This is a genomic window from Janthinobacterium violaceinigrum (genome assembly GCF_009208555.1).
In the GTDB taxonomy this organism is placed as follows: Bacteria; Pseudomonadota; Gammaproteobacteria; order Burkholderiales; family Burkholderiaceae_D; genus Janthinobacterium; species Janthinobacterium violaceinigrum.
On the sequence record NZ_WFLI01000028.1, the window covers coordinates 1 to 22899 of the forward strand.

At 66.7% G+C, this 22899-nt stretch carries 13 protein-coding genes; 9 read left to right on the forward strand and 4 right to left on the reverse strand.

Annotated features, from left to right (window positions below):
• The 5 genes from GCN75_RS20650 to GCN75_RS20670 all read left to right on the forward strand — a co-directional run.
• On the forward strand, positions 1-1179 hold a 1179-nt coding region (locus GCN75_RS20650; protein WP_193317584.1), incomplete at its 5' end, for an NPCBM/NEW2 domain-containing protein.
• Positions 1180-1280: 101 nt separating this feature from the next.
• Positions 1281-4226, forward strand: a complete 2946-nt coding sequence (locus GCN75_RS20655; RefSeq protein ID WP_152284079.1) for a TonB-dependent receptor plug domain-containing protein — start codon at positions 1281-1283, stop codon at positions 4224-4226.
• A gap of 508 nt (positions 4227-4734) precedes the next feature.
• Entirely contained in the window at positions 4735-7776 is a 3042-nt protein-coding gene (locus GCN75_RS20660; RefSeq protein ID WP_152284080.1) for a TonB-dependent receptor, read from the forward strand.
• Positions 7777-7841: 65 nt separating this feature from the next.
• Entirely contained in the window at positions 7842-9233 is a 1392-nt protein-coding gene (locus tag GCN75_RS20665; RefSeq protein ID WP_152284081.1) for a Gfo/Idh/MocA family protein, read from the forward strand.
• A gap of 134 nt (positions 9234-9367) precedes the next feature.
• Positions 9368-10687 carry a DUF3472 domain-containing protein gene (locus GCN75_RS20670; protein ID WP_152284082.1) on the forward strand — a complete coding sequence of 440 codons (1320 nt, stop codon included), beginning with the start codon at positions 9368-9370 and terminating at the stop codon, positions 10685-10687.
• A 25-nt stretch (positions 10688-10712) separates the two neighbouring features.
• Here the strand turns inward: GCN75_RS20670 and GCN75_RS20675 are convergent, their stop codons facing one another.
• A complete protein-coding gene (locus GCN75_RS20675; RefSeq protein WP_193317585.1) occupies positions 10713-12782 on the reverse strand; it encodes a TonB-dependent receptor in 2070 nt (689 codons plus the stop codon).
• Between the two features lie 193 nt (positions 12783-12975).
• On the opposite strand from GCN75_RS20675, the gene GCN75_RS20680 reads away from it, so the two are divergent.
• Positions 12976-13878, forward strand: coding sequence for a helix-turn-helix transcriptional regulator (locus tag GCN75_RS20680; protein WP_152284084.1), 903 nt, complete (start codon positions 12976-12978; stop codon positions 13876-13878).
• Here GCN75_RS20680 and GCN75_RS20685 read toward each other — a convergent pair.
• Genes GCN75_RS20685 through GCN75_RS20695 form a run of 3 tightly spaced genes read right to left on the reverse strand, consistent with a single transcriptional unit; the run spans position 13870 to position 18596 of the window.
• Positions 13870-15594, reverse strand: a complete 1725-nt coding sequence (locus GCN75_RS20685; RefSeq protein WP_226941494.1) for an ABC transporter ATP-binding protein — start codon at positions 15592-15594, stop codon at positions 13870-13872. The two genes, GCN75_RS20680 and GCN75_RS20685, sit on opposite strands and share 9 nt — an antisense overlap.
• The gene (locus tag GCN75_RS20690; protein ID WP_152284085.1) at positions 15581-17344 is read right to left on the reverse strand and encodes an ABC transporter ATP-binding protein; all 1764 of its coding nucleotides are present in this window, start codon (positions 17342-17344) and stop codon (positions 15581-15583) included. Before GCN75_RS20690 ends, GCN75_RS20685 begins: the two co-directional genes overlap by 14 nt.
• Positions 17337-18596 carry an MFS transporter gene (locus tag GCN75_RS20695; RefSeq protein ID WP_226941495.1) on the reverse strand — a complete coding sequence of 420 codons (1260 nt, stop codon included), beginning with the start codon at positions 18594-18596 and terminating at the stop codon, positions 17337-17339. Before GCN75_RS20695 ends, GCN75_RS20690 begins: the two co-directional genes overlap by 8 nt.
• A gap of 257 nt (positions 18597-18853) precedes the next feature.
• Between GCN75_RS20695 and GCN75_RS20700 the strand changes: the two genes are divergently transcribed.
• The 3 genes from GCN75_RS20700 to GCN75_RS20710 all read left to right on the forward strand — a co-directional run bounded on the left by GCN75_RS20700 (position 18854) and on the right by GCN75_RS20710 (position 22897).
• Positions 18854-19366, forward strand: coding sequence for a sigma-70 family RNA polymerase sigma factor (locus GCN75_RS20700; protein ID WP_152284086.1), 513 nt, complete (start codon positions 18854-18856; stop codon positions 19364-19366).
• Positions 19339-20349 carry a FecR domain-containing protein gene (locus GCN75_RS20705; RefSeq protein WP_226941496.1) on the forward strand — a complete coding sequence of 337 codons (1011 nt, stop codon included), beginning with the start codon at positions 19339-19341 and terminating at the stop codon, positions 20347-20349. Before GCN75_RS20700 ends, GCN75_RS20705 begins: the two co-directional genes overlap by 28 nt.
• A gap of 85 nt (positions 20350-20434) precedes the next feature.
• The gene (locus tag GCN75_RS20710) at positions 20435-22897 is read left to right on the forward strand and encodes a TonB-dependent siderophore receptor (protein WP_226941497.1); all 2463 of its coding nucleotides are present in this window, start codon (positions 20435-20437) and stop codon (positions 22895-22897) included.
• The last annotated feature ends 2 nt before the right edge of the window (positions 22898-22899 follow it).

Genomic DNA, 22899 nt, shown 5'->3' on the forward strand with positions numbered 1-22899 from the left:
GGCGAGCGCGTGATCGCGGCGTCCGGCGACCGCGCCGCCTACGACAAGGCGGCAGAGGGCTGGTTCTTCGATGGCGCCGACCGGCAGGGCACCCTGCACGTGAAGGTGGCGGCGCAGGATATCCGCCAGCCCTTGGCCTTGCAGGTCGCCGGCGCGCTGGCCGTGGCGCGGCTGGACGCGGACTTCCCGGCCGCGCCCGTGCCGGGTCGCGCCTTGCCGGCCGACGCCATGCAGGTGGTGGCGCGTCCGTTTGAAGAAAGCGGCTATCCGCTGGAAAACGCCTTCGACGGCAAGCCGGAGACGTGGTTCCGCACCGTGCGCAGCCCTTCCGTGAAGAGCGGGCCGCACGAATGGGTGATCGGCTTTACGGAACGGCGCCTGGTGGACGGCATCGAACTGGCGCCGCGCAACGACCAGCACTGGAGGCATGGCCAGGTGCGCGACTATGAAATCTATATCGGCGATAACAACGGCGAATGGGGCGCACCCCTGCAGCGGGGCACCCTGAAACTGCAGGAGGGCACGCAGACCATCAACTTCCCCGCGACGGCGGGGCGTTTGCTGCGCTTCCGCGTGATGAGCACGCAAAATCCGGAAGGCGACGGCGCGGCGACCACCGACCCGATGGTCACGGCGGCGCAAGGCGCACCGGTGGCGCGCGCGTTCGACGCGGCGCTGGCGACCGACGTGGCGCCCGTGACCCTGTCCGAGTTCCGCGTGCTCGAGCACCGCGTGGCCGAAGGGGCGGAAGTGCAGCGCTACCTGTCGGACCTGGCGCTGCCGAAGCATATTGCGCGCGACCGGCCGGCCGGCAAGGCGGCCGAGATGCGCATGAACGGGCTGTGGTTCCGCAAGGGCCTCGGCGTGGGACCTGCCAGCCGCATCGACTTGCAGCTGGCGGGCAACTGGAATCTGCTGCGCGCCGACCTGGGCGTGGACGATAGCTGCCGCAGCGCGGGCGGCCTGCAATTCCAGGTCTGGAGCGGCGAGCGGCTGCTGTATGACAGCGGCCTGGTCACGGCTCCCGGGGTGGTCAAACCCGAAATCGACGTGCGCGGCCTGAGCCAGCTCAGTCTGCGCACCCTGGGTGCGCGCGGCGCCCAGCCAGCCCAGGTCTGCGGCAACTGGGCCAATGCCGTACTCACGGGCACGGAGGGCGCGACCGTCAAGCCGCGCTAAGCACCCTTCAATTATTTCACTAAGAACGAGCCCCTCATCGGACCGGGGAGGGGCTCTTGCAGCCTGACGAAAACAAATCACTTATAAAAAGGGAGATGGGAATGCACTTGAAAAAACTGATGGCCGCCATGGTGGCGGTAGGATTGGCGTCAACGGCGCTGGCAGCGGAAGAAGAGAAGCTGGCGCGCGTGGAAGTGACGGGATCTAGCCTGAAGCGCATCAATGCGGAAACGGCGTCGCCCGTGCAGGTGATCAACGCCAAGCAGATCGAGAACATGGGCGCGCTCACCCTCCTGCAGGTGCTCGACAACCTGCCTGCAGCTCGTCCCGCGCAGCAGGATTTCCGCTCGATGTTTACGGGTTCCGATGGCGGCTCGCAGGCAAACCTGCGCGGCATAGGTGCGCAGGGCACCCTGGTGCTGCTCAATGGCCGCCGCCTGTCGTTCTATGGGGCGCCGGCCGGTTTCCAGACCATGTTCGTCAATATCGACGCGATTCCGGCCGCCGCCATCGAGCGCATGGAAATCCTCACGGACGGCGCATCGGCCGTGTATGGCTCCGACGCCGTGGCCGGCGTCATCAACGTGATCACCAAGAAGTCGTATCAGGGCCTGGAAGCGCGCGCCAACGGCGAGTTTTCGCCCAGCGTGAAAGCCTATGGCGAACGCCAGGCCAGCGTGCTGTATGGCGTGGGCGACCTGGCCAGCGACGGCTACAACGTCTACGGCTCCGTGAATGTCTACCAGCGCGACCGCATCGCGCTGGCCGATACCTGGCAGAAGCGCCCCTCGTATTTTTATGCGAACAATCCCAATTTCATTCCCAACATGCGCGTGGGCGTGGGCAGCGAGCCGGGCGTGATGAACCCGGGGACCTTCTTTGTCTTCGACAAGGCCAACAATAATGCGCGCACCCAGCGCGCCGCGCCCGGCTGCAACACCAGCATCACCGAGGCGTCGGGCACGCGCTGCGTGTGGAATGCGCTGCCCAACCAGCTCGACACGGGCCCCACGTCGGAGCGCGCCACGGCCTACCTGAGCGGCCGGCTGAAACTGGGCGGCGACCTGGAAGGGTTCGCGGAAGGGGCGTTCACGCACATCAAGATGCGCGGCGAGAACGGCCCGTCCAGCTTCAACAGCGGCAGTACGAACAACTGGTTCGCGCGCAATACGGGCAATACCCTGAACACCTTTGCCACACCTTTCCTGAGCCCCAACAACGTCTACCTGAAAGGCAAGCTCGATGCCGACATGGTGGCTAAGATGGGCGGCGCGGCCGGCCTGAACTACCTGCTGCAGGACGCGACGGGCCACTTCGGCCAGAAGAATGTCGATGAAAACTACCGCGCGCTGGTGGGCCTGCGCGGCAGCATCGGCGGCGGCTGGGATTTTGAAACGGCGCTCAGCGTGGCGGGCAGCCATTCCACCCTGTTCCAGACGGCGAACATCAACATCAAGGGCTTCGAACAGGCGTTCGGCCCGTTCACGAAGGACCCCGTCAGCGGCCGCACGTTCATTTCGGACAATCCCGCCTACAAGTTCGGCGAAATCAGCGAAGCCAATGCGGCGCTGCTGCGCGCCGCCTATCCCACCTTCGCCATCGAATCGTGGACCAAGCTGATGACCTGGGACGCGAAGCTGGAAGGCACCCTGTTCAAGCTGGGCGAGCGCGAAGTGCGCGCCGCCGTGGGCACCAGCATCATGCGCGAAAGCTTCCTCACGCCCGGCAATGCGGATGCGGCCAATGGCTTGATCACGCAGCAGGGCGGGTCGTGGTTCGACGGCCGCCGTACCATCGGCGCCGTGTTTGGCGAAGTGGTGGTGCCGCTTTCCGACACCCTGGAAGTCAATGCGGCTGCGCGCCTGGACAAATATCCGCATTTCGCCGCCAACCTGGCGCCCAAGCTGGGCGTGATCTGGCGCGCGCGGCCCGACCTGATGCTGCGCGGGACGTATTCGGAAGGCTTCCGCGCGCCCAACCTGGCCGAATCGGGCACGGGCGGCGTCTTTGCGCAGGTGGGCGGCATCCGCGACACGGTGCGCTGCGATGAAACGAATGCCATGGCGCGCGCCCTGATGAAGTCCAAGGTGGCGACGGATGCGGACCTGGGCAAGAGCCTGCTCAATTCGAACTGCTCGACGACGGTGGGCGGCCTGACGCCGCCGAACCAGAACCTGCGCCCGGAAAAGGCCAAGATTTCCACCGTGGGCCTGGTCCTGCAGCCGGCCAAGGACGTGAGCATCTCCGTCGATTACTGGTTCATCAACCGCCGCGACGAAATCGTGCGCCAGGACTTCAACGAGCTGTTTACGGAACTGGTGGCCAAATATGGCCCGACCCTGGCCGGCACCGCCAGCGCCATCCGCAACGACCTGACGGACACGGACCGGGGCAATATGGCGGCGGTGGCGGCCATGTGCGCCAATCCGGCCAATGCGGGCGTGTGCGCGGGCGGCGTGCCCGGCTACTCGGTGGGCAACCTGGGCGGCTTGATCAACTCGTATTCGAACCGGGGTCGCACCCTGATGGACGGCGTGGACATCGACGCGCGCACGCGCTTTTCGCTGGGCGACTGGGGCAAGCTGAGCACGGGCATCGCGGCCACCATCCGCAAGCGCGACACCCATGACGGCGAAGACGGCAGCGACATCAAGGGCAATACCGTCGGCTACTACGATTCGCCGCGCTACCGCGCCACCGTCAATGCCGACTGGAGCTACCGTAACTTCGTCAGCAGCGTCTTCATCAACTACTCGGGCAAGACGCGCTGGGCGTATGGCCCCTGGGACAAGGACAACACGCCGGAAAACTGCACGGCCGCTTCCGTGTCCCTGCCAGCGGGGCAGTGCAAGGGCGCGCCGTCCTACACCACGGTCAACCTGGCCTTCAGCTGGAAGCCGATCAAGCACCTGGACGTGGGCCTGAACGTGAAAAACGCGTTCAACAAGCGGCCGTACTACGACCCGAATGGCTGGGAAGGCTACAACCACAGCCAGGACCTGTTCGGCCGCCAGTTTGCGCTCTCGGCCAGTTACAAGTTCTTCTAAGCCGCGACATGCCCCGTCCCGCCGGCACGGCTTGCGCCGGGCGGGACGGCGTTGCGCCATGAAAAGAAAATGACAACATTCCGAAATGCGCAATACGAAAGATAAACGTAAGCGAAAGATGATGAGCATGTCGTCTTTCGCGTTTTTTCTTGCCGGTCGGTGTCCGTATTGCGCATTTCTCTCCACCTGCTTGTCGTTATGTGTATCTGTCGCACCACGATAACGAAAGTTATTCGCCGCGCAATCCCGTGAATCGAAAGATAAATTCTGCTTATTGGATGAAATTCACGATAAATTTGCGTTATAACTTTCTTTTTGTTGACGATATTTATTTTTCTTTTTAAAGTAATCCCAAGAAAACGAAAATCAGCCGATATGGACTGATTTCTCGAAAGGAGCGGCTGCCTGGCCGCGCCTTCCGGCGAACACCATAAAAATGGCGCCCCTTTTAGCTTCGCCCTGGAGCGGGAAGGGCGCTGATAACCCTCGAAATAGACGGAGAGACATCATGCATACCACCCGACTCAAATTGCGCGACATCAGCCGCGCCGCCGCGATCGTGATCGCACTGGCGGCCGGCGTGCCAGGCCAGGCCTGGGCGCAGTCGAACGCCACCAGCACCATTTTCGGCGAAGTGAGCGCACCGGCCGGCGCCACCGTGGTGCTGGAAAACCTGGCGACGGGCGTGCAGCGCAGCTTGACGCCGGATACCTCGGGCCGCTATGTGGCCAACTCCATGCCGCCCGGCCGCTATGCAGTGCGCGTGCTGCGCGCCGGTGCGGTTGAAGCGACGCAGGAAGTCGAGGCCCTGATCGGCGCGGGCGCGGAAGCCAACTTCGGCCCTGCCAGCGCGGCAGGTCCCGTGGGCCAGGAGCAGACCGTCGTGGTAAAAGCGTCGCGCAATCCGATCGACGTATCGAACACCAACAATGGCGTGATCTTCACGGCCAAGGAATTGAAGGCGCTGCCGGTCGGCAATGACGTCGCTTCCATCGTGCAGCTGACGCCGGGCGTCTCGCGCGGCACCAACAGCGTGTACGGCAATGCGCCATCGATCGGCGGCTCGGGCCAGTCGGAAAACGCGTTCTACGTCAACGGCTTCCCCATCACGAATATCCTGACCCAGGTGGGCGCGTCGGAACTGCCGTTCGGCGCCATCTCGAACCTGCAGGTGCTGTCGGGCGGCTACGGTTCGGAATTCGGCCGTTCCACGGGCGGCGTGATCAACATCACCACCAAGAGCGGCGGCAACAAGGTCGAATTCGGCGGCAAGGTTTCCATCATTCCCCGTTCGCTCAAGGGCGAGCCGGAAAACACGTATTACCCGAACACGGGCGCCAATCCCAAGACGGACGGCAATCTGCTGTACTGGAACCGCGACAACGGCAGCACCAGCAAGGTCGTGGGTCTGTATGGCAGCGGTCCGCTGATCAAGAACAAGCTGTTCGCCTTCGTGGCGCTGGAGCAGACGCGCACGGACAGCCAGGCCGTTGCCGCTACCGCCGACTCGGGCACGGCCCTGGCGCGCGGCTGGAGCACCAGCCAGAGCAAGGTGGACCGCATGATGGCCAAGCTGGACTACAACCTGACGGACGACCACCACTTCGAATACACCAAGCTGTATGACCGCACCAAGACGGACAGCCAGGCGTATGGCTACAGCTACGCCACGCATGCGAGCAATGGCGTACAGGCGGGCAAGGGCGAGACGACGGTCAACTGCTGCGGTTCATCGGCCGCGCCAGGGGCGAACATCGACATCTTCAAGTACACGGGCTACCTGACGGACAACCTGACGGTGACGGCCATGATGGGCGAATCGCGCACGTCGCACACCCGCACGCCGAATGGCTACAATCCGCTGCTGGCGCAGACGTCGTCGAATACCTCGACCCAGGTGCCGGGCCTGAGCTATGCCAATCCGCAGACGGTGACGGGCACCCTGGTCGACCCGTCGTCGGAAGACCGCCAGAAGGCCAAGCGCCTGGACCTCGAATACAAGCTGGGCAAGCACTCGCTGCGCGGCGGCATCGACCGCATCGACGTGGAATCGAAGGTGGGCCTGAGCCTGGCGGGCGGCTACCGCTGGAGCTATCTGAAGGCGGACGATCCGAACCGGCCTATCAACGGCGCGTTTGAGACGCCGGCCCAGGGTGGCGGCTACGGCGCGCAGGGCTATTACGTCAGCAAGGACCTGAACGCCAACCTGGCCCGTCCTACCAGCGTGCAGTCGGCGCAGTACATCCAGGACCATTACCAGGTCACGGAACGGGTGCTGCTGGACCTGGGCCTGCGCCGCGAACAGTTCACCAACTACAGCACCGACGGCGTGGCCTTCATTTCGCAGCGCAACATGATCGCTCCCCGCGTGGGCGCCACCTGGGATTACCTGGGCGACGGCACCCTGAAATTCTTCGCCAACGGCGGCCGCTACCACCTGCCGGTGCCATCGAATTTGTCGAGCAATATGGCCAGTCCTTTCCTGGCCACCAGCGAGATGTACACCTACACGGGCGTCGATCCCGTCACGGGCGCGCCAACGGGCCTGCACGCCATCAGCAAGCCGTATTCGGCCAACAATGCGTATGGCCAGAGTCGCGATGCGCGCGAAGTGACGGCCATTGGCCTCAAGCCCTTGTCGCAGGATGAATTCTCGCTGGGCTTCGAACGTGCGCTGAGCAAGAAGCTGGTGGTGGGCGCCAGCGTCCTGTACCGCAAGCTGAACGACACCAACGACGATGTCTGCGACGCCCGTCCGCTGCAAGCCTGGGCCACGCGCAACAGCGTCGACACGAGCAACTGGGGCGGCTTCCAGTGCGCCATCATCAACCCGGGCCGCGACAACAGCCTGATGGTGGACTTCGACGATGGCAAGGGCCTGCGCCGCGTGGACATTTCGGCGGCCGAGTGGGGCAACCCGCTGCCATCGCGCACCTACCGCGCCTTGAACATGTTCGTCGAGCACCCGTACACGAACGGCTGGTACGGCAAGCTGACCTACACCCTGTCTGCGCTGAAGGGCAATATGGAAGGCCAGACGGACAGCATCGGCGGCGGCGACGTGGGCCTGACGGTCAGCGACGACCACAAGGAACTGATGTACAACGCGTATGGCTACCTGCCGGGCGACCACCGCCATGCCTTCAAGGCCTACGGTTTCATGCAGGTCATTCCGGACGTAATGGTGGGCGCCAACCTGTCGCTGACCTCGGGCGCACCGCGCAACTGCATCGGCGCGCTGCCGGACAACCTGAAGTTCGAGAACGATTACGGCGATTCCTATTTCTACTGCAATGGCAAGCCGGCGCCGCGCGGCAGCCAGGGCCGCCTGCCATGGCAAGCCCAGCTGGACATGAATGTGGCCTATACTCCCAGCGCCGTCAAAGGCCTGAGCCTGAAAGTGGACGTGTTCAACGTGTTCAACAGCCAGACGGTGACCCGCTATAACGAAACGCGCGAAGACCATGGCGCCATCGCCCGCAACTACCTGCAGGTGGCTGGCCGCACGGCACCGCGTTCCGTGCGCTTTACGGCGGAATACACCTATTAAACTGCAGCCGGCCTGTCGCATGGCGGGCCGGTGACGATGATTACCAATGGAGCGAGAAGAGACCAATGACGACACAATTCAATCGACGCAATTTCCTGTCCGCCAGCGCCGCGCTGGCCGGTGGCGCCATGGCCGGCAGCACCTTGCTGCCTGGCGAAGCGAACGCCGCAACTGCCGGCGGCCGCGACAAGGTCCGCCTGGGCGTGATTGGCACGGGCATGCGCGGCCAGGTGCTGCTGGCTGAACTGGTGCGCCGCGACGACGTGGAAGTGGTGGCCCTGTGCGATATCGAGCCGATCATGCTGAAACACGCGCTGGGCCAGGTGGAAAAGGCGGGCAAGCCCCGTCCGCGCACGTATGGCGAAGACCGCGACCAGAAAGCCTACAAGCGCATGCTCGACGCGGGCGGCCTCGATGGCGTGATCATCGCCACGCCGTGGGAATTCCACGCGCCCATGGCGATTGCCGCCATGCAGGCGAAGATACCCGTCGGTTGCGAAGTGGTGGCCGGCATCACCCTGCAAGACCACTGGGACGTGCTCAATACCCAGCTGAAAACGGGGACGCCTTACATGTTGCTGGAAAACGTGTGCTACCGCCGCGACGTGATGGCGGCGCTGCAGATGGTGCGCGCGGGCCTGTTCGGCGAACTGCTGCACCTGCAGGGCGGCTATCAGCACGATCTGCGCGCCGTGAAATTCAACAGCGGCAATCCGGCCAAGCCGTATGGCGGCGGCGTGGAATTCGGCGAAAAAGGCTGGTCGGAAGCCCATTGGCGCACGCAGCACTCGGTCGAGCGCAATGGCGAACTGTATCCCAGCCACGGCATCGGCCCATGCGCCATGTACACGAACATCAACCGCGGCAACCGTTTCACGCGCATCAACGCCTTCGCCACCAAGGCGCGCGGCTTGCACGACTACATCGTCAAGCAGCCGGGCGGCGCGCAGCATGCGAACGCCAAGGTGAAATTCAAGCTGGGCGACGTGGTTACCACCACCCTGGCGTGCGAGAACGGCGAAACCATCATCCTGCAGCACGACACGAGCCTGCCGCGCCCGTACTCGCTGGGCTTCCGCGTGCAAGGCACGGACGGCCTGTGGATGGACTTGAACAACTCGATCCACATCGAAGGCGTCAGCAAGCCGCACCAGTGGGATGACTTCAAGGCTTACCAGGACAAGTATGACCATCCCGTGTGGCGCAAATATGCGGCCAAGGCCGAAGGCGCGGGCCACGGCGGCATGGACTTCTTCGTCATCCACGCCTTTGTCGAAGCGCTCAAGGCCAATGCGCCGATGCCGATCGATATCTACGATGCCGTGACGTGGAGCGCCATCACGCCGCTGTCCGAGCAGTCGATCGCCGCCAACTTCCAGACCCTGGACTTCCCGGACTTCACGGGCGGACAGTGGAAATCGCGCAAGCCGATCTTCGCCCTCGACGGCAAGTACTAAGCCTTCGGAACCCGCTACCGCGCCTGCCGCCGTAGCGGGTTTTTTCTGTCCCTATCCGTTTTTCAACCGCGGCGCACGCCGCAGGACGCTTTGCGCCTGTTGCCTGCCGCAAGCTGTACCACCAGGAGACGTCGATGAAACACAGAAGTGCAGTACTCTACGCAGTCCTTTCCAGCGCACCGCTGCTGCTGGCCGCTTGCGGCAGCGGTGGCGGCAGCAGTGCCGGCGCCAGCGTGATCCAGGCCGAAACGGGCCTGGCGCCCGTGGCGGGCGCACCCGCCACCGTGGCCCTGGCAGGCAATGCCTTCATCACCAGCGCCGACGCCAGCGCGCAGGAAGTCATCAATGACAATGGCCTGGCCAACTGGACCAGCCCGAACACGGTGACGAGCGCGTACTTCCGCGTCGGCGCGGCCGGTCCCGTGACGGTGGCGCTCGATGCCCGGCTGGCCGGCAGCACCAGCAGCGTGGTGCGCGTGACGGTCGACGGCCAGCCCTTCGACGTGGCGCTGGCGGGCACGGCCAGCAAGACGTATGCGGTGGGCACCGTCAACGTGGCCGCGCCTGGCTATGTGAAGGTGGACTTGCGCGGCGTGAGCAAGGCGGGCGGCTATTTTGGCGACGTCTCGGCGCTGAAGGTGACGTCGAACGCCGCGCTCAGTTACGCCAGCGACCCCGCCAACTACTACTGGTCGCGGCGCGGGCCGTCCGTGCACATGGGCTATACGGTGCCGGCCAATACCGAGTATTTCTATAACGAGATGACGATCCCCGTGGGCCAGGACGCCATCGGCTCCTACTTCATGGCCAACGGCTTTGGCCAGGGCTACATGGGCATCCAGGTGAAATCGCCGAGCGAGCGCTGGGTCCTGTTCTCCGTATGGGATGCCGACAATGGCGCCAAGACCACCCTGGTCAGCAAGGGCGCCGGCGTGGTCGACAATGCATTCGGCGGCGAAGGCACGGGCGGCCAGACCTATCTGTCGTATAACTGGGCGGCCGGCACCACCTACCGCTTCATCACGCGCGCGCGGCCCGACGGCAACGGCGGCAGCGATTATTCCGCCTGGTTCTACGCGCCCGAGACGGGCAAGTGGCGCTACATCGCCACGTGGAAGCGCCCGGCGATTTCCACGTATCTGACGGGCGTGCATTCCTTCCTCGAGAACTTCATCGATACCCTGGGCTACACGGAGCGCCGCGTCCAGTTCGGCAACCAGTGGGCGCGCAATGTGTCGGGCACGTGGTCGGAAGTGACGGCGGGGCGGTTCACGGGCGACGCCACGGCCACCAATGGGCAGCGCATGGATTACGCGGGCGGCCTGGAAAACGGCAAGTTCTACCTGCATAACGGCGGCTTCTTTGCCGACTACGTGAAAACCAGCCAGAACTTCACGCGGCCCGCGACGGGGCAGGCGCCAGCCGTCGATGTAACGGCCTTGCCGATGCAATAAAGCCGCTTGCGGCGCCGGAGCGCGCTTAAAAGTCCAGCCCCGCGCGCACGCCCCAGGTGCGGGGCTGGCTGGCCACGACGATGTTGTTGGCCAGCGCCCGCGTGTAGTACTGCGCGTCGCCCAGGTTCTTGCCATACAGGCCGAAGGTCCAGCGTTGCACGCGGTAGCTCAGGTGGGCGTTAACCAGGGTGTAGGCGGGGTTGACGGTGCTGCTGGCCGGGTACAGATTCGATGCGCCCTGGCGCGTGGCGTCCAGGCCCGCATCCCATTGCGGCGTGGGTTGCCAGTGCAAGCCCATGCCCACGCTGTGGCGCGGCGTATTGGCGAACTGCTTGCCGGCGAAATCGACGCCGCCCTTGACGTAGTCATCGTATTCGGCGTGCACGATGCCGGCGAACGCCGTCAGTTCCAGCGTAGGCAGGGGGCGCACGGTGCCCGTCAATTCCAGGCCCTGGCTGTGCGAGCGGCCGGCATTGTCGATGCGGCTCTGGCCATTCGTATCCGTCACCGTCACTTGCTGGTCGCGCAGCCGCGTGTAGAACACGGTGGCGGCCAGGTCCCAGGCCCGCTGCGCGCCGCGCAGGCGGTAGCCGATTTCGCCATGCGTGCCATATTCGGGACGGTACGCCGTGCTGGCAGCGTCGGGCGCCGTCGCATACAGGTTGAAGCCGGAAGCCTTGTAGCCGCGCGCCACGGTCAGCCAGCCGAATTGCGCCGCGTCGGGCCGGTATTCCACGGTCAGGCGCGGCAGGGCTACCGTGTCGCTGACCTTGTTGCCGTTGCGGACGGTGGTGGCGTCGAACGGCGCATCGGGCATGCCGTCGCCATTGCTGTCGAACAGGCCCGCCTGGCGGCTGCTCCAGTCCAGCTTGCGCGTATCGTGTTCCAGGCGCAGCGCACCGGCGACGCGCCAGGTGTGCGAAACCCGCCAACCCAGTTCGCCGAAGGCGGCCACGGTGCCGCCTTTCACGCCGGCCGTGGTGGCGCTCAAGTAATAGGGGCTGGAGTCGAACAGGTAAGGCGAATCGCGCGTGATGTGCGAGCCATAGGCGCCTGCCAGCCAGTCGTATGCGCCCGCCGCGCCGGACAGGCGCGCTTCCAGGCTGACCTGTTCATTCTTCATGTCGTAGCCGCTGCGGGCCTGGAAGGTCGAGCGGGGCAGCCAGTAATTCCACTCGGTCCGGTTGGCGCCCATGGTCACGGCCAGCCGTGTGCCATGCGCCAGCGCGCGCTCGTATTCGCCCGACAGCAGGGTGTACTTGACGTTGTTCACGCCCGCATCGCTGGCCGTCGACCGGTGTTCGCGCGCCAGCGACGCGTCGGCGAAGTAGTCGTTGCCGCCGCGCAGATTGGCATGGTGCAGGCCGAATCGCCACGTGCCGCCCATGTCGTCGCGGTGCAGCAGCTTGATGCGGGCGAACGCGCTGTCCCAGCCGCCCGTATCGCTGCGCTGCAGGCGCGTATTGTCGATGAAGCCGTCGGCCTTTTCGCCGCCGGCGACGATGCGCACGGCCGTTTTTTCACCGAGGGGCACGTCCATGGCCAGGCTGGCGCGGCGGCGCTTGCCCGAGCCGTAGTCCACTTGCGCGCTGCCGCCCAGCACCTGGCCCGGGTCGCGCGAGCGCAGCGCCACCACGCCGCCCATGCTGCTCTGGCCATACAGGGTGCTTTGCGGTCCGCGCAGCACTTCCAGCTGCTGCAGGTCGAACAGCTGGCCCAGTACCAGGCTGTACATGGGCACGCCGTCGAGCAGCACGCTGGTGCTGGTGCTGTCCGATTCATCGTCGGAAAAGCCCAGGCCGCGGATGGTCAGCGACGGCGTGCTGCGCGTGAAATTGGTCAGGTAGACGTTGGGCAGCTGCTGGGCCACGTCGCCCAGGGTTTCCAGGTGCGCCTGTTCGATGGCGTCGCCCTTGATGACGCTGACGCTGGCGGGCGTTTCCATCACCGTGCGGCCCGCCTTGCTGGCGCTGACCAGCACGGACGGCAGGCCGGCATCGGCAGGCGCAGGGGAATCGGCCGTTTGCGCCACGGCGAAGGCGGGGGAGGACAGCAGCAGGCACAGGGTCAGTTTGCGGGGCAGGGTTGCGGACATGGCGGCTTTCTTGGCGTGTGTGGATGATGCCGCCATCGTAGCGAGGCGCCGGCGCGCGCGCCGCCCCGATCCGGTCCGCCACCATCCCAGGCGGGACTGTTTTGCGGGGCTGCATGATTCTTATTGTAAATAGGAATCATTATCATTAAAATGAGCTGATGCAAGATCGCATGGCTAGCCGACCGGGAGTGTGATGTACGAGCTGAAATCGTCCGAATTCTTTGATGCGCCGCCGGCCAGCGCCGTCACGCCGCCGGGCACCCTGGTGCGCACGGTCGACGTGCAGCCGGGACTGGCCGTCTCGCTCGTCTCGCTCCAGCCGCAGCAGGCGTTCCAGATGGCGGCGCTCAATGACAGCGACCACCTGCATTTCAGCTGCCAGCTGCGCGGTACGACGGAAGTGGTGCAGGGCGGTGGCGAGACGCGCAGCCTGCAGGCCAACAGCCTGGTCGCCAGCTGCGCGCCCGGCGAGCGCTTCCGGCTCAATTTCTACCCGGCCGGCTATGCCAACATCGAGCTGCGCATCCGTCCCCAGCTCCTGTGCGCGCTGGCGGGCGACGACTATGAACGCATCGTCCCGCGCCTGCAAAGCGCCTGCTTCCTGCATCAGCAGGCAGGCCATGCGCGCGCCCGCGAAGCGGCCTTGCGGCTGGAGCAGTTGCTGACGTGCGAACAGCCGCCAGGCCTGCTGGTGCACGCGGCCACCCTGGAATTCCTCGCCTGGCATTTGCAATCGCTGCAGGGGGAGGACGGCAGCGCGGGCCAGCCGCCGCGCCGCGAGCAAAAGCTGCTGCTGGCCGCGCACGAGCGCCTGCTGGCGGACCTGAGCGCGCCGCCCACCATCGAGCAGCTGTCGCGCGAAGTGGGCTTGAACCAGCTGAAACTGAAGCGCGGCTTCAAGGCCATGTTTGGCCTCAGTATCTACGCGCTGTTCCAGCGCGAACGCATGGGCCGCGCCAAGGCGCTGCTGGACCGGCACGGCGTCAGCGACACGGCCGTCATGCTCGGCTACAGCAACATGAGCCATTTCAGCGCCGCCTTCCGCAAGCAGCATGGCGTGCTGCCCAGCGAGGCGCGGCGCGCCAGGCTAGTCTAGGTCCTGCGCCCGCCACAGGGCGGCATACAGCCCCTGTTCTTCCAGCAGCGTGGCGTGCGTGCCGCGTTCCACTATGCGGCCGCCGTCGAGCACGAGGATCTGCTGTGCGTGCCGCACGCTGCGCAAGCGGTGGGCGATCATGATCACGGTGCGGCCTTGCGCCAGCCGGCCCAGCGCCCGTTCGATTTCACGCTGCGCCTGCGGGTCGACGCTGGCCGTCGCTTCGTCGAGCAGCAGCAGCGGGGCATCCTTCAGCAGCGCGCGCGCGATCGACAGGCGCTGGCGCTCGCCGCCGGACAGGCGCTGGCCATTTTCGCCGATGCGGCTGGCGTAGCCGTGCGGCAGCTTGCGCACGAACGCGTCGCAGTAGGCTTCGCGGCAGGCGGCCATCACTTCCTCGTCGCTGGCGCCGGGGCGGCCGATGCGCACATTGTCCAGCACCGTGCCGTCGAACAGCTGCACCTCCTGGAAGACAAAGCTCAGCTGGGCGTACAGGCGCTCGCTGCCCAGCGCGCGCAAGTCCACGCCGCCCAGCAGGACGGCGCCGTGCTGCGGATCGTCGAAGCGGGCCAGCAGATGCAGCAGGCTGCTCTTGCCGGCGCCCGATGGTCCGATGATGGCCGTGACGCTGCCCGGCGCCGCGTCGAAACTGATATCGCGCAGGGCCCAGGTCTCGCTGCCCGCATACTGCAAGCCCACCTGCTCGAAGCGCAGCGCATGGCCGTGCGGCTGCGCGGCGGCGTCGCCTTGCGGCAGTGCCGGTTCGGCCAGCATGGCTTCGATGCGCGCTTCGCTCAGGGCCATGAAACGCAGTTCCTGCAGGTGGGCGGCGATATCGTGCAGCGGGTCGAGCAGTTTATAGGCCACCAGCGCGAACAGCAGCCATGCCGGCCCGGCAAGCTCGCCGTGGCGCGCCAGCGCGCCCGCCAGCAGCAGGAGCAGCACCAGGCCCAGTTCCAGGACCAGGCGGTAGGCCTGGATGGGGCCCGCGCCCCAGGCTTCCACGCCGAAGCTGGCGCTGCGCAAGGCGGCAAAGCGGCGGTCGAGCTTTTCCACCCAGTGCGCCGCGCGGCCATACAGGCGCAGGGTGCGCAGGCCGGCCGCAAATTCCACCAGCATGCCGGCCGTCTCCTGCAGCAGTTCCTGCTTGTGGCGCCCGGCGGCGGCAAAGCGGCGCCGGCCCAGGCTGAGCAGCCACAGGGCCAGCGGCAAGGTGGACACCAGGATGCAAGCGAGGCGCCAGTCCACCGCCAGCAGGATGGCGAAATACAGCAGCGGCACGGCGCAGGCGGCTACCAGTTCCCCGCTCAGGTGCGTGAAAATATCCTCCACGCGCTTGACGTCGTCCGTCAGCAGCGACGCCAGCTGGCCGCTGCGCTTGCCCTGCACGGCGCCCAGCGGCAAGCGTCCCAGGTGGGCAATCGCGTGTTCGCGGTAGCCGCCCATCACCTCATAGCTGCCCAGGAAGCAGTACAGCTGGCCCAGCCAGGAACACAGCATCTGCCCGGCCAGCAGGCAGGCCAGCAGCAGGCAAAGCAGGGGCAGCGAGCGCAATTGGCCTGTGCGCAGCAGGTCGTCCAGCCACCACCAGGCGAGGAAGAAGGGCGCGATCGCGCAGGCCCGTTCGGCCACGCGCAGGGCCAGGCCGGCCAGCATGCGTGCCGTTGCGCGGTGGCTGCGCCGCATCACGCGGCGCATCAGTTCAATGGTCTGCATGGGTTTTCTTTTCCGTGATATGCCACTGTTCGCTGTCGAATTGGCGTTGCCACAAGTCGTGGTACAGGGGGCAGCGCAGCAGCAGGTCGGCATGCGCGCCGTGCGCGACCAGGCGGCCCTGGTCCATAACGAGAATTTGCGCGGCGCTGGCGATGGAGCTCAGCCGATGTGCGATCACCAGCACCGTCTTGTGCGGATAGGCCGCGCGCAAGGCCTGGTAAAAGCGCCGCTCCGTGCGGCTGTCGGCAAAGGCCGTCGCTTCATCGAGCAGCAAAATGGGCGTGTCGGCCAGCAGGGCGCGCGCGATGGCGATGCGCTGGCGCTCGCCGCCGGACAGGCGTACCCCCCGTTCCTCGACGTGCGTGTGCCAGCCGGCCGGCAGGGCGTCGATGCAGCCGTCTGCCTGCGCCACGCGCAGCGCCTGGCGTACCTGCGCGTCGCTGGCACCGGGCCGGCCCAGGCGCAGGTTGTCGAGCAGGCTGCCGCGAAACAGGAAGGCATCCTGCGTGGCCAGGGCGATCAGCGCCGTGCGGGCGCCCTCGTCGAGCGCGTCCAGCGCCACGCCGCCAATGCGGATGCGGCCCGCATCGGCTTGCAGCAGGCCCGCCAGCAGCGCGGCCACGGTGCTCTTGCCGGCGCCCGATGGCCCCACCAGCGCCGTCAGGCTGCCGGCCGGCAGGTGCAGGCTGACGTCGTGCAGCACGGGCGCGTTGGCATACGCGAAGAAGACGTGCTCGAAGCGCACTTCGGGCAGGTCCGGCAGGCAGGCTGGCGCCTGCTGCGCCGCGGGCGCCGGTGCCGGCAAGCTGGCCATGCGCTGCAGGCTGGCCTGCACTTCGCGCAGCTCCGTCGACAGCTTGATGACCTTGAACAGCGGTTTCAGCATGCCGGAACCGAGCACGAGGGCCAGCACCAGTTGCGGCAGGGTGACATGCGCCGCCTGGTACAGCCACAGGCCCGCCGGCAGCAGGGTGGCGATGTTCGCGCTCAGCAGCACCATGAAGACGGACCAGGCGGGCACCGTCTGGCGCGTGATGCGGCTCATCAGCGCCTGATAGGCATGCAGGCTGTCGCGCATGCGCTGGAATGAGGTGGCGTCCTGGCGGTACGCTTTCATCACGGGCATGCTGCGCACATATTCGATGGTGGTGCCGTGCAGTTCGTCGAGGGCCGTGCCGTACTGCGCCATGTGTACGCCGAAACCGCGCATCATCATCGCTTGCAGCAGCAGCGCAAAGGGCACGGTGGCCAGCGCGGCCAGCGCCAGGCGCCAGTCGATGGCCAGCAGCAGGCCGGCAACCAGCACGGGACTGGCCAGGGCCGCCGCCAGTTCCACCGTGTGGTGGGCGATGAACTGCTCCAGCCGGTCCACGTCCTGCAGCACCAGCCGTTTCAGTTCGCCGCTGCCCGCCTGGTTCAGCCAGCGCAAGGGCGCGCCCGCCAGCTGGCGCACCAGCCCGCGCCGCGTATCGAGCAGCACCTGGAAGGCGCTGACGTGGCTGCAGTAATATGCGGCGCTGTACAGCAGATACTTGAACAGCAGGGTCAGTGCCAGCCAGCCGGCCAGCCGGAACAGCTCGGCGCCGGGGCCGGGCGACGCGACAGCCACGCCCGCCGCCGTGCCCAGCAGCCAGTAGGGCCACAGTTCGGCGCTGGCTGCCGCCACGGCCAGCACGATGGCCAGCGCCAGTCTCCCGGACTGGCCGTGCAGCAGACGGCGCAGTTGCTGCGATGGCGATGCTTCAGTCATGTGCGTCGTCCAGGTGGGCCGCGCCGCGGCGTACCCACAGCAGCACGGCGATGGCCAGCAGCGCGCTGGCCACGCCCACCAGCATGCCGGCGCCATAGCCGGCGCGGGCGGCCAGCGCCGTGGCGGCGGACGCGATGACGATTTCGCCCAGCGTTTGCGTGCTCTGGAAAATGGAAAAATCGGTGGCCGCCTGCCGGCCCAGCTGCGCGTAGCGCATCAGCAGGGTGTACAGGCAGACGCTGGTCACGCCGATGCCCAGGCCGATCAGGATGGTGGCCAGCCACACGAGGGGCGTGCCCGCGCCGGCGGGGGCGCTGCTGATGCGTAGCCACAGGACGCTGGCGCAGGCCAGGATGGCCAGGCCGCCCAGCAGCGCATGCCAGCGCGTCATCCATTTGAGCAGCAGGGCGGCCAGCGCGCAACCGGCCAGCACCATCACGGAATTGCCCGCGCCGGACAGGCCGGCCACGCTGGCGGCGCTCCAGCCTGCGTCGATGAGCACCAGCTTGGCCAGGCCGAACAGCACCGAGCCGGTCAGGGTGGCCAGCATGCCCGCCACCATCAGGCGCAGCGCCAGCGGCCGGCGGAAAAAGCCCCGCAAGCTGGCCCGCTGCCGGGTGACGACCGCCGCCGCGCCTTCGCGCCAGCGCCACACGGGCATGCCGCACAGCACGACGATGGCGGCCAGGGCCAGCATGCTGGCCGTCTGTCCCAGCAGCTCGGCGCCCAGCAGTACGGCCGGGCCGCCCACCAGCATGCCCAGCATGAAACCGCCCACCTGCAGTACATTGATGTGCGCGATGCCGCTGCCATGCAGCACGTCGGCTGCCAGGCCATCGGTGGCGATGTCCTGCGTGGCGCTGGCCAGCGAGGCGGCCGCGATCAGCCACAGCAAGGCCGGCGCATGCGCCGCATCGAAGCGCTGGAAGGCCATCGCCGCCAGGCACAGGGCCAGCAGCAGCTGCATGGGCACGATCCAGCTGCGGCGCCTGCCCATGGCCGCCGACCAGCGGTTTTCCACCAGCGGCGACCAGAAGAACTTGAAGGCCCAGGGCAGGCTGGCCAGCGGCACCAGCGCGATCAGCTCCAGCGGCGCGCCGCCCTGGCGCAGCAGCACGGGATAGGCCTGGAAGGCCAGGCCGATCGGTATGCCCTGCACCAGGTAGAGCAGGGCCGTCATCCACAGCAGGCTGGCGCGCGCGGCGACAGGCGTGGAAACGGAAGGGAAAGTGTGCGACTGCTGCGGCGCCATGGCGGCCTTCCTTGATTGTGCGGGAAGGCCAGCGTAGCGGCACCGGGCGGGCGCCGCTACCCGCTTCGGGATGGCGAATGCGGTTTACCGCCCGGATCGGGACTATCGGCTGGTGGCCGCGGTACGGGGCGGCTGCAGCACATGCGCGGCAAGAGCACCGTTGCTGCCTTGCCACGCCGAAGACGGCGGTTGCGCCGGACGTGCCGGGCCAGTTAGAATGCGAATCATTATTATTTGCAACTCAGGGAGCATGCGACGTGTCGGCAGCCCAACCCGGCGTTCACCAGGAGGTGGGCAGCCTGTATCACGATCATCACCGCTGGCTGCAAGGCTGGCTGCGGCACAAGCTGGGCAACGCGTTTGACGCGGCCGACGTGGCGCACGACACCTTCATGCGCCTGCTGAACCGCGACGAGGCCATCGCCGCGCGCGAGCCGCGCGCCTTCCTCACCACCGTGGCCAAGGGCGTGCTGGGCAATCTGTACCGCCGCCGCGACCTGGAAGCGGCCTACCTGGAAACCCTGGCCAGCCTGCCCGCGCAGTGCGCGCCCGATCCCGAGGCGCAGGCCATCCTGCTCGAAGCCCTGTTCGACATCGACCGCCGCCTCGACGGCCTGGCGCCGGCCGTGCGCCGCGCGTTCCTGCTGTCGCAGCTCGACGGCATGCCGCAGGCCGCCATCGCGCTGGAGCTGAATGTCTCGCTGGCCACCGTGCAGCGCTACCTGGTCAAGGCCATGCACCAGTGTTTCTTTTCCCATCCGGCGCCGTGACGGACGCCCTGACGCCGGCAGCGGCCAGCCTGCAGGCCGTGGAATGGCTGGTGCGCCTGCAGGCGGGCGATTGCGCGCCCGAAGTGGAGCAGGCCTGGCGCGCCTGGCGCGACAGCGATCCGGAAAACGAGCAGGCGTGGCTGCATGTGGAAGGCTGCATGGCGCGCATGCGTGCCTTGCCCGCGCCGCTGGCGCACGGCACGCTGGCGCGCAAACCCGTGCATGCGCAGGCCAGCGCCGCGCGGCGCCAGTCCCTCAAGCTCCTGGCGCTGCTGGCCGTGGGCGGCGGCGCCTGGCTGGCCGGCGGCGAAGAACAGGCGCGCTTCTGGCTGGCCGATTACCGCACGGGCACCGGTGAGCTGCGCCATATTGAGCTGCCGGACGGCACGCGCATCGCCTTGAATACGGCCACCTCCATCGACGTGCGCTACACGGGGGACCAGCGCCTGGTGACCTTATTGAAAGGCGAGATCATGGTGGCCACGGCGCGCGATCCTGCCGGCCGGCCCTTCTTTGTGCAGACGTCCCAGGGCCGCTTGCAACCGGTGGGCACGCGCTTTGCCGTGCGCGCCGGCAGCGAGGCCACGCGCCTGGGCGTGTTTGCGGGCGCTGTCGATATCGCGCTCCTCCGGCCGCAACAGCCAGCCGATGCGGCGCGCAGGCTGCAGGCCGGCCAGCAAGCGGTGTTCACGGCGGAGCGCATCGGCGCCGCCGGGGCTTTGCCTGCCGGCGCGGATGCCTGGACGGCCGGCATGCTGGTGGCGCACGACATGCCGCTGGCCGACTTTATCGGCGAACTGGCCCGCTACCGCCATGGGCGCCTCGCCTGCGATCCAGCCATCGCGGACCTGCGCGTGTCCGGCATCTACCCGCTGGCCGATACCGCGCAAGTGCTCGACATGCTGGCGCGCACCTTGCCCGTCGACGTGCGCCAGACCACGCGTTTCTGGGTGACCGTGGTGCCGCATCGGCAGCGTCCATGAATATTTTCCGAAAAAGTGAGGGGTTTGCGATTTTCGCGTGACATAGCGAGTGAACCCTTCATTCACTTTCAGGAAAACAGTCCGCATGCCTAGTACAACACACATTTACGCTTCTTCCGCTTCCACCGCATGCCGCCGCAGCGTGGCGGCGCTGGCCGTCAGCCAGGCCCTGTGGCTGCTCGCCGCCGGCGGCGCCTCGGCTGCCGCACCCGTTGCCCAGGCAGCCAGTGCGGCGCGCATCGAGCTGGCGATACCGGCCGGCACCCTGGAACAGGTGCTGGTGCGCTTCGGCCAGCAGACGGGCACCATGATTTCCTATCAGGCGGCCAGCGTGGCGGGCAAGCGCAGCGCCGGCCTGGCGGGCCGCTACAGCGTGCCCGAAGGGCTGGGCGCCATCGTCGCCGGCTCGGGCTTGCGCGCCGTGCCGCAGGTAAATGGCGGCTATGTGCTCGACGCGGCGCCGGCCGATGGCGGCCAGACCATGCCCGAGATGAAGGTCACCGCCAGCTTTGATGCGAATGGCGCGACGGAAGGCAGCGGTTCCTATACGACGCAGACCATGCGCTCGGCCACGCGCCTGGGCCTGTCCGTGCGCGAGACGCCGCAAGCCGTCAGCGTGGTCACGCGCCAGCAGATGGATGACCAGAACCTGCAGACGGTGGAAGAGGTGCTGCAAAATGCGGCCGGCGTGGCCATCAACCGCTACGACAGCGACCGCACCTCGTTCTTCGCGCGCGGTTTTTCCATCGCCAGCTACCAGTACGACGGCATACCCACCACGGTCGACAATGCCTACAACGTGGGCGACAGCACCCTGGACATGACGGCCTACGACAGGGTCGAAATTGTGCGCGGCGCCACGGGCCTGCTGACGGGCGCGGGCGAACCGTCGGCCACCATCAACCTGGTGCGCAAGCGCGCGTCGTCGAGGCAGCTGGCCGGCGCGGCGGCCCTGAGCCTGGGGTCCTGGAACAATGCGCGCGCTAGCGCGGACGTCTCCACGCCGCTCACCGCGGACGGCAAGGTGCGCGGGCGCGTCGTGGCCAGCTACCAGGACAGCGAATCGTATGTGCGCCTGTATCATGGCAAGAAAGCGATGGCCTACGCCACCGTGGAAGCGGACCTGGCGCCCGGCAGCGTGCTGATCGCCGGCTATGAATACCAGGACAACCGCCCGCGCGGCGGCATGTATGGCGGCTTGCCGCTGTGGTATGCGGATGGCGAACGGGCCACCTTGCCCCGTTCCGCCACCACGGCAACCACCTGGAGCCGCTGGTTCAGCACCAGCCAGACGGCTTTTCTGCGCCTGGAGCAGGACCTGGGCAAGGGCTGGAACCTGACGGCCATGCTGAATCACGGCTGGGGCAATTATTCGGCGGCCGAGCTTTTCGCCAATACCTGGCCGGACAAGGCCACGGGCCAGGGCGTGACGGGCTACACCGGGTTTTACTCGGGCACGCGGCGCCAGGACAGCGTGGACGCCTATGTGCAGGGTCCCGTGCAGCTGCTGGGCCGCACGCACGACCTGGCGTTCGGCGTCTCGGGCAGCAACCAGTTCGCCAGCAATCCGGGCATCTCGGGCGGCAGCGTCGACTATGGCAATTTCCATCAATGGCAGGGCGTGACGCCGGAGCCGGACTGGAACGACGCGAATTTCTCGCGCTGGCAGCTGCTCGACACGGTGCAGCAGCGCGGCATCTACGGCACGGCGCGCTTTTCGCTGGCCGACCCCTTGAAACTGATCGTCGGCGCGCGCTACAGCCGCTACAAGGCGGATCACGTCGACGACTGGGGCGGCAGCTACGCCTATGCCAAGCATGCCGTCACGCCGTATGCGGGCCTGGTGTGGGACATCGACGCGCGGCATGCGCTGTACACCAGCTACAGCAAGATCTTCAAGCCGCAGGGTAACCAGGACCGCTTTGGCCGCTATCTCGATCCCGTGCAGGGCAAGAATGTGGAAGCGGGCGTGAAGGGCGAGTATTTCGGCGGCCGATTGAACGCGGCGCTGGCCGTGTTCCGCATCGCGCAAGACGGCCTGGCGCAGGAAGATACGGGCCATTTTGTCGGCAATTCACTGACGCAGGCGTATTACGCGGCGGCGGGCACCACCAGCAAGGGCGTGGAACTGGATGTCTCGGGCGAGCTGGCCAAGGGCTGGAATGTGTCGGCCAGCGTGTCGCATGCGGCGGCCGAAGACAAGCAGGGCGCGCGCCTGAACAGCTATGTGCCGCAAACCCTGGCGCGCGTGTTTTCCACGTACCAGCTGCCCGGCGACTGGCGCGCCTTGTCGGTGGGCGGCGGGGTGAACTGGCAAAGCGGCGCCTACCGCGACGCCACGGGGCCGAACGGCACGGAGCGCGTGGCGCAGGGCGGCTACGCCGTGGCCAGCCTGATGGCGAAATATGCGCTGTCGCGTCAGCTGTCGCTGCAGGCAAACGTCAACAACCTGTTCGACAAGCGCTACTACAGCCAGGTCGGCATGTATAACCAGGCTTACTGGGGCGCGCCGCGTAATGCCAGCGTCACCTTGCGCTACGTCTTCTGATG

Bases quoted from the DNA above. Each gene is read 5' to 3' on its own strand.
- GCN75_RS20710 (WP_226941497.1), top strand. From the start codon at position 20,435: ATGCCTAGTACAACACACATTTACGCTTCTTCCGCTTCCACCGCATGC.
- GCN75_RS20655 (WP_152284079.1), top strand. From the start codon at position 1,281: ATGCACTTGAAAAAACTGATGGCCGCCATGGTGGCGGTAGGATTGGCG.
- GCN75_RS20660 (WP_152284080.1), top strand. From the start codon at position 4,735: ATGCATACCACCCGACTCAAATTGCGCGACATCAGCCGCGCCGCCGCG.
- GCN75_RS20670 (WP_152284082.1), top strand. From the start codon at position 9,368: ATGAAACACAGAAGTGCAGTACTCTACGCAGTCCTTTCCAGCGCACCG.
- GCN75_RS20680 (WP_152284084.1), top strand. From the start codon at position 12,976: ATGTACGAGCTGAAATCGTCCGAATTCTTTGATGCGCCGCCGGCCAGC.
- GCN75_RS20685 (WP_226941494.1), bottom strand. From the start codon at position 15,594: ATGCAGACCATTGAACTGATGCGCCGCGTGATGCGGCGCAGCCACCGC.
- GCN75_RS20665 (WP_152284081.1), top strand. From the start codon at position 7,842: ATGACGACACAATTCAATCGACGCAATTTCCTGTCCGCCAGCGCCGCG.
- GCN75_RS20675 (WP_193317585.1), bottom strand. From the start codon at position 12,782: ATGTCCGCAACCCTGCCCCGCAAACTGACCCTGTGCCTGCTGCTGTCC.
- GCN75_RS20690 (WP_152284085.1), bottom strand. From the start codon at position 17,344: ATGACTGAAGCATCGCCATCGCAGCAACTGCGCCGTCTGCTGCACGGC.
- GCN75_RS20695 (WP_226941495.1), bottom strand. From the start codon at position 18,596: ATGGCGCCGCAGCAGTCGCACACTTTCCCTTCCGTTTCCACGCCTGTC.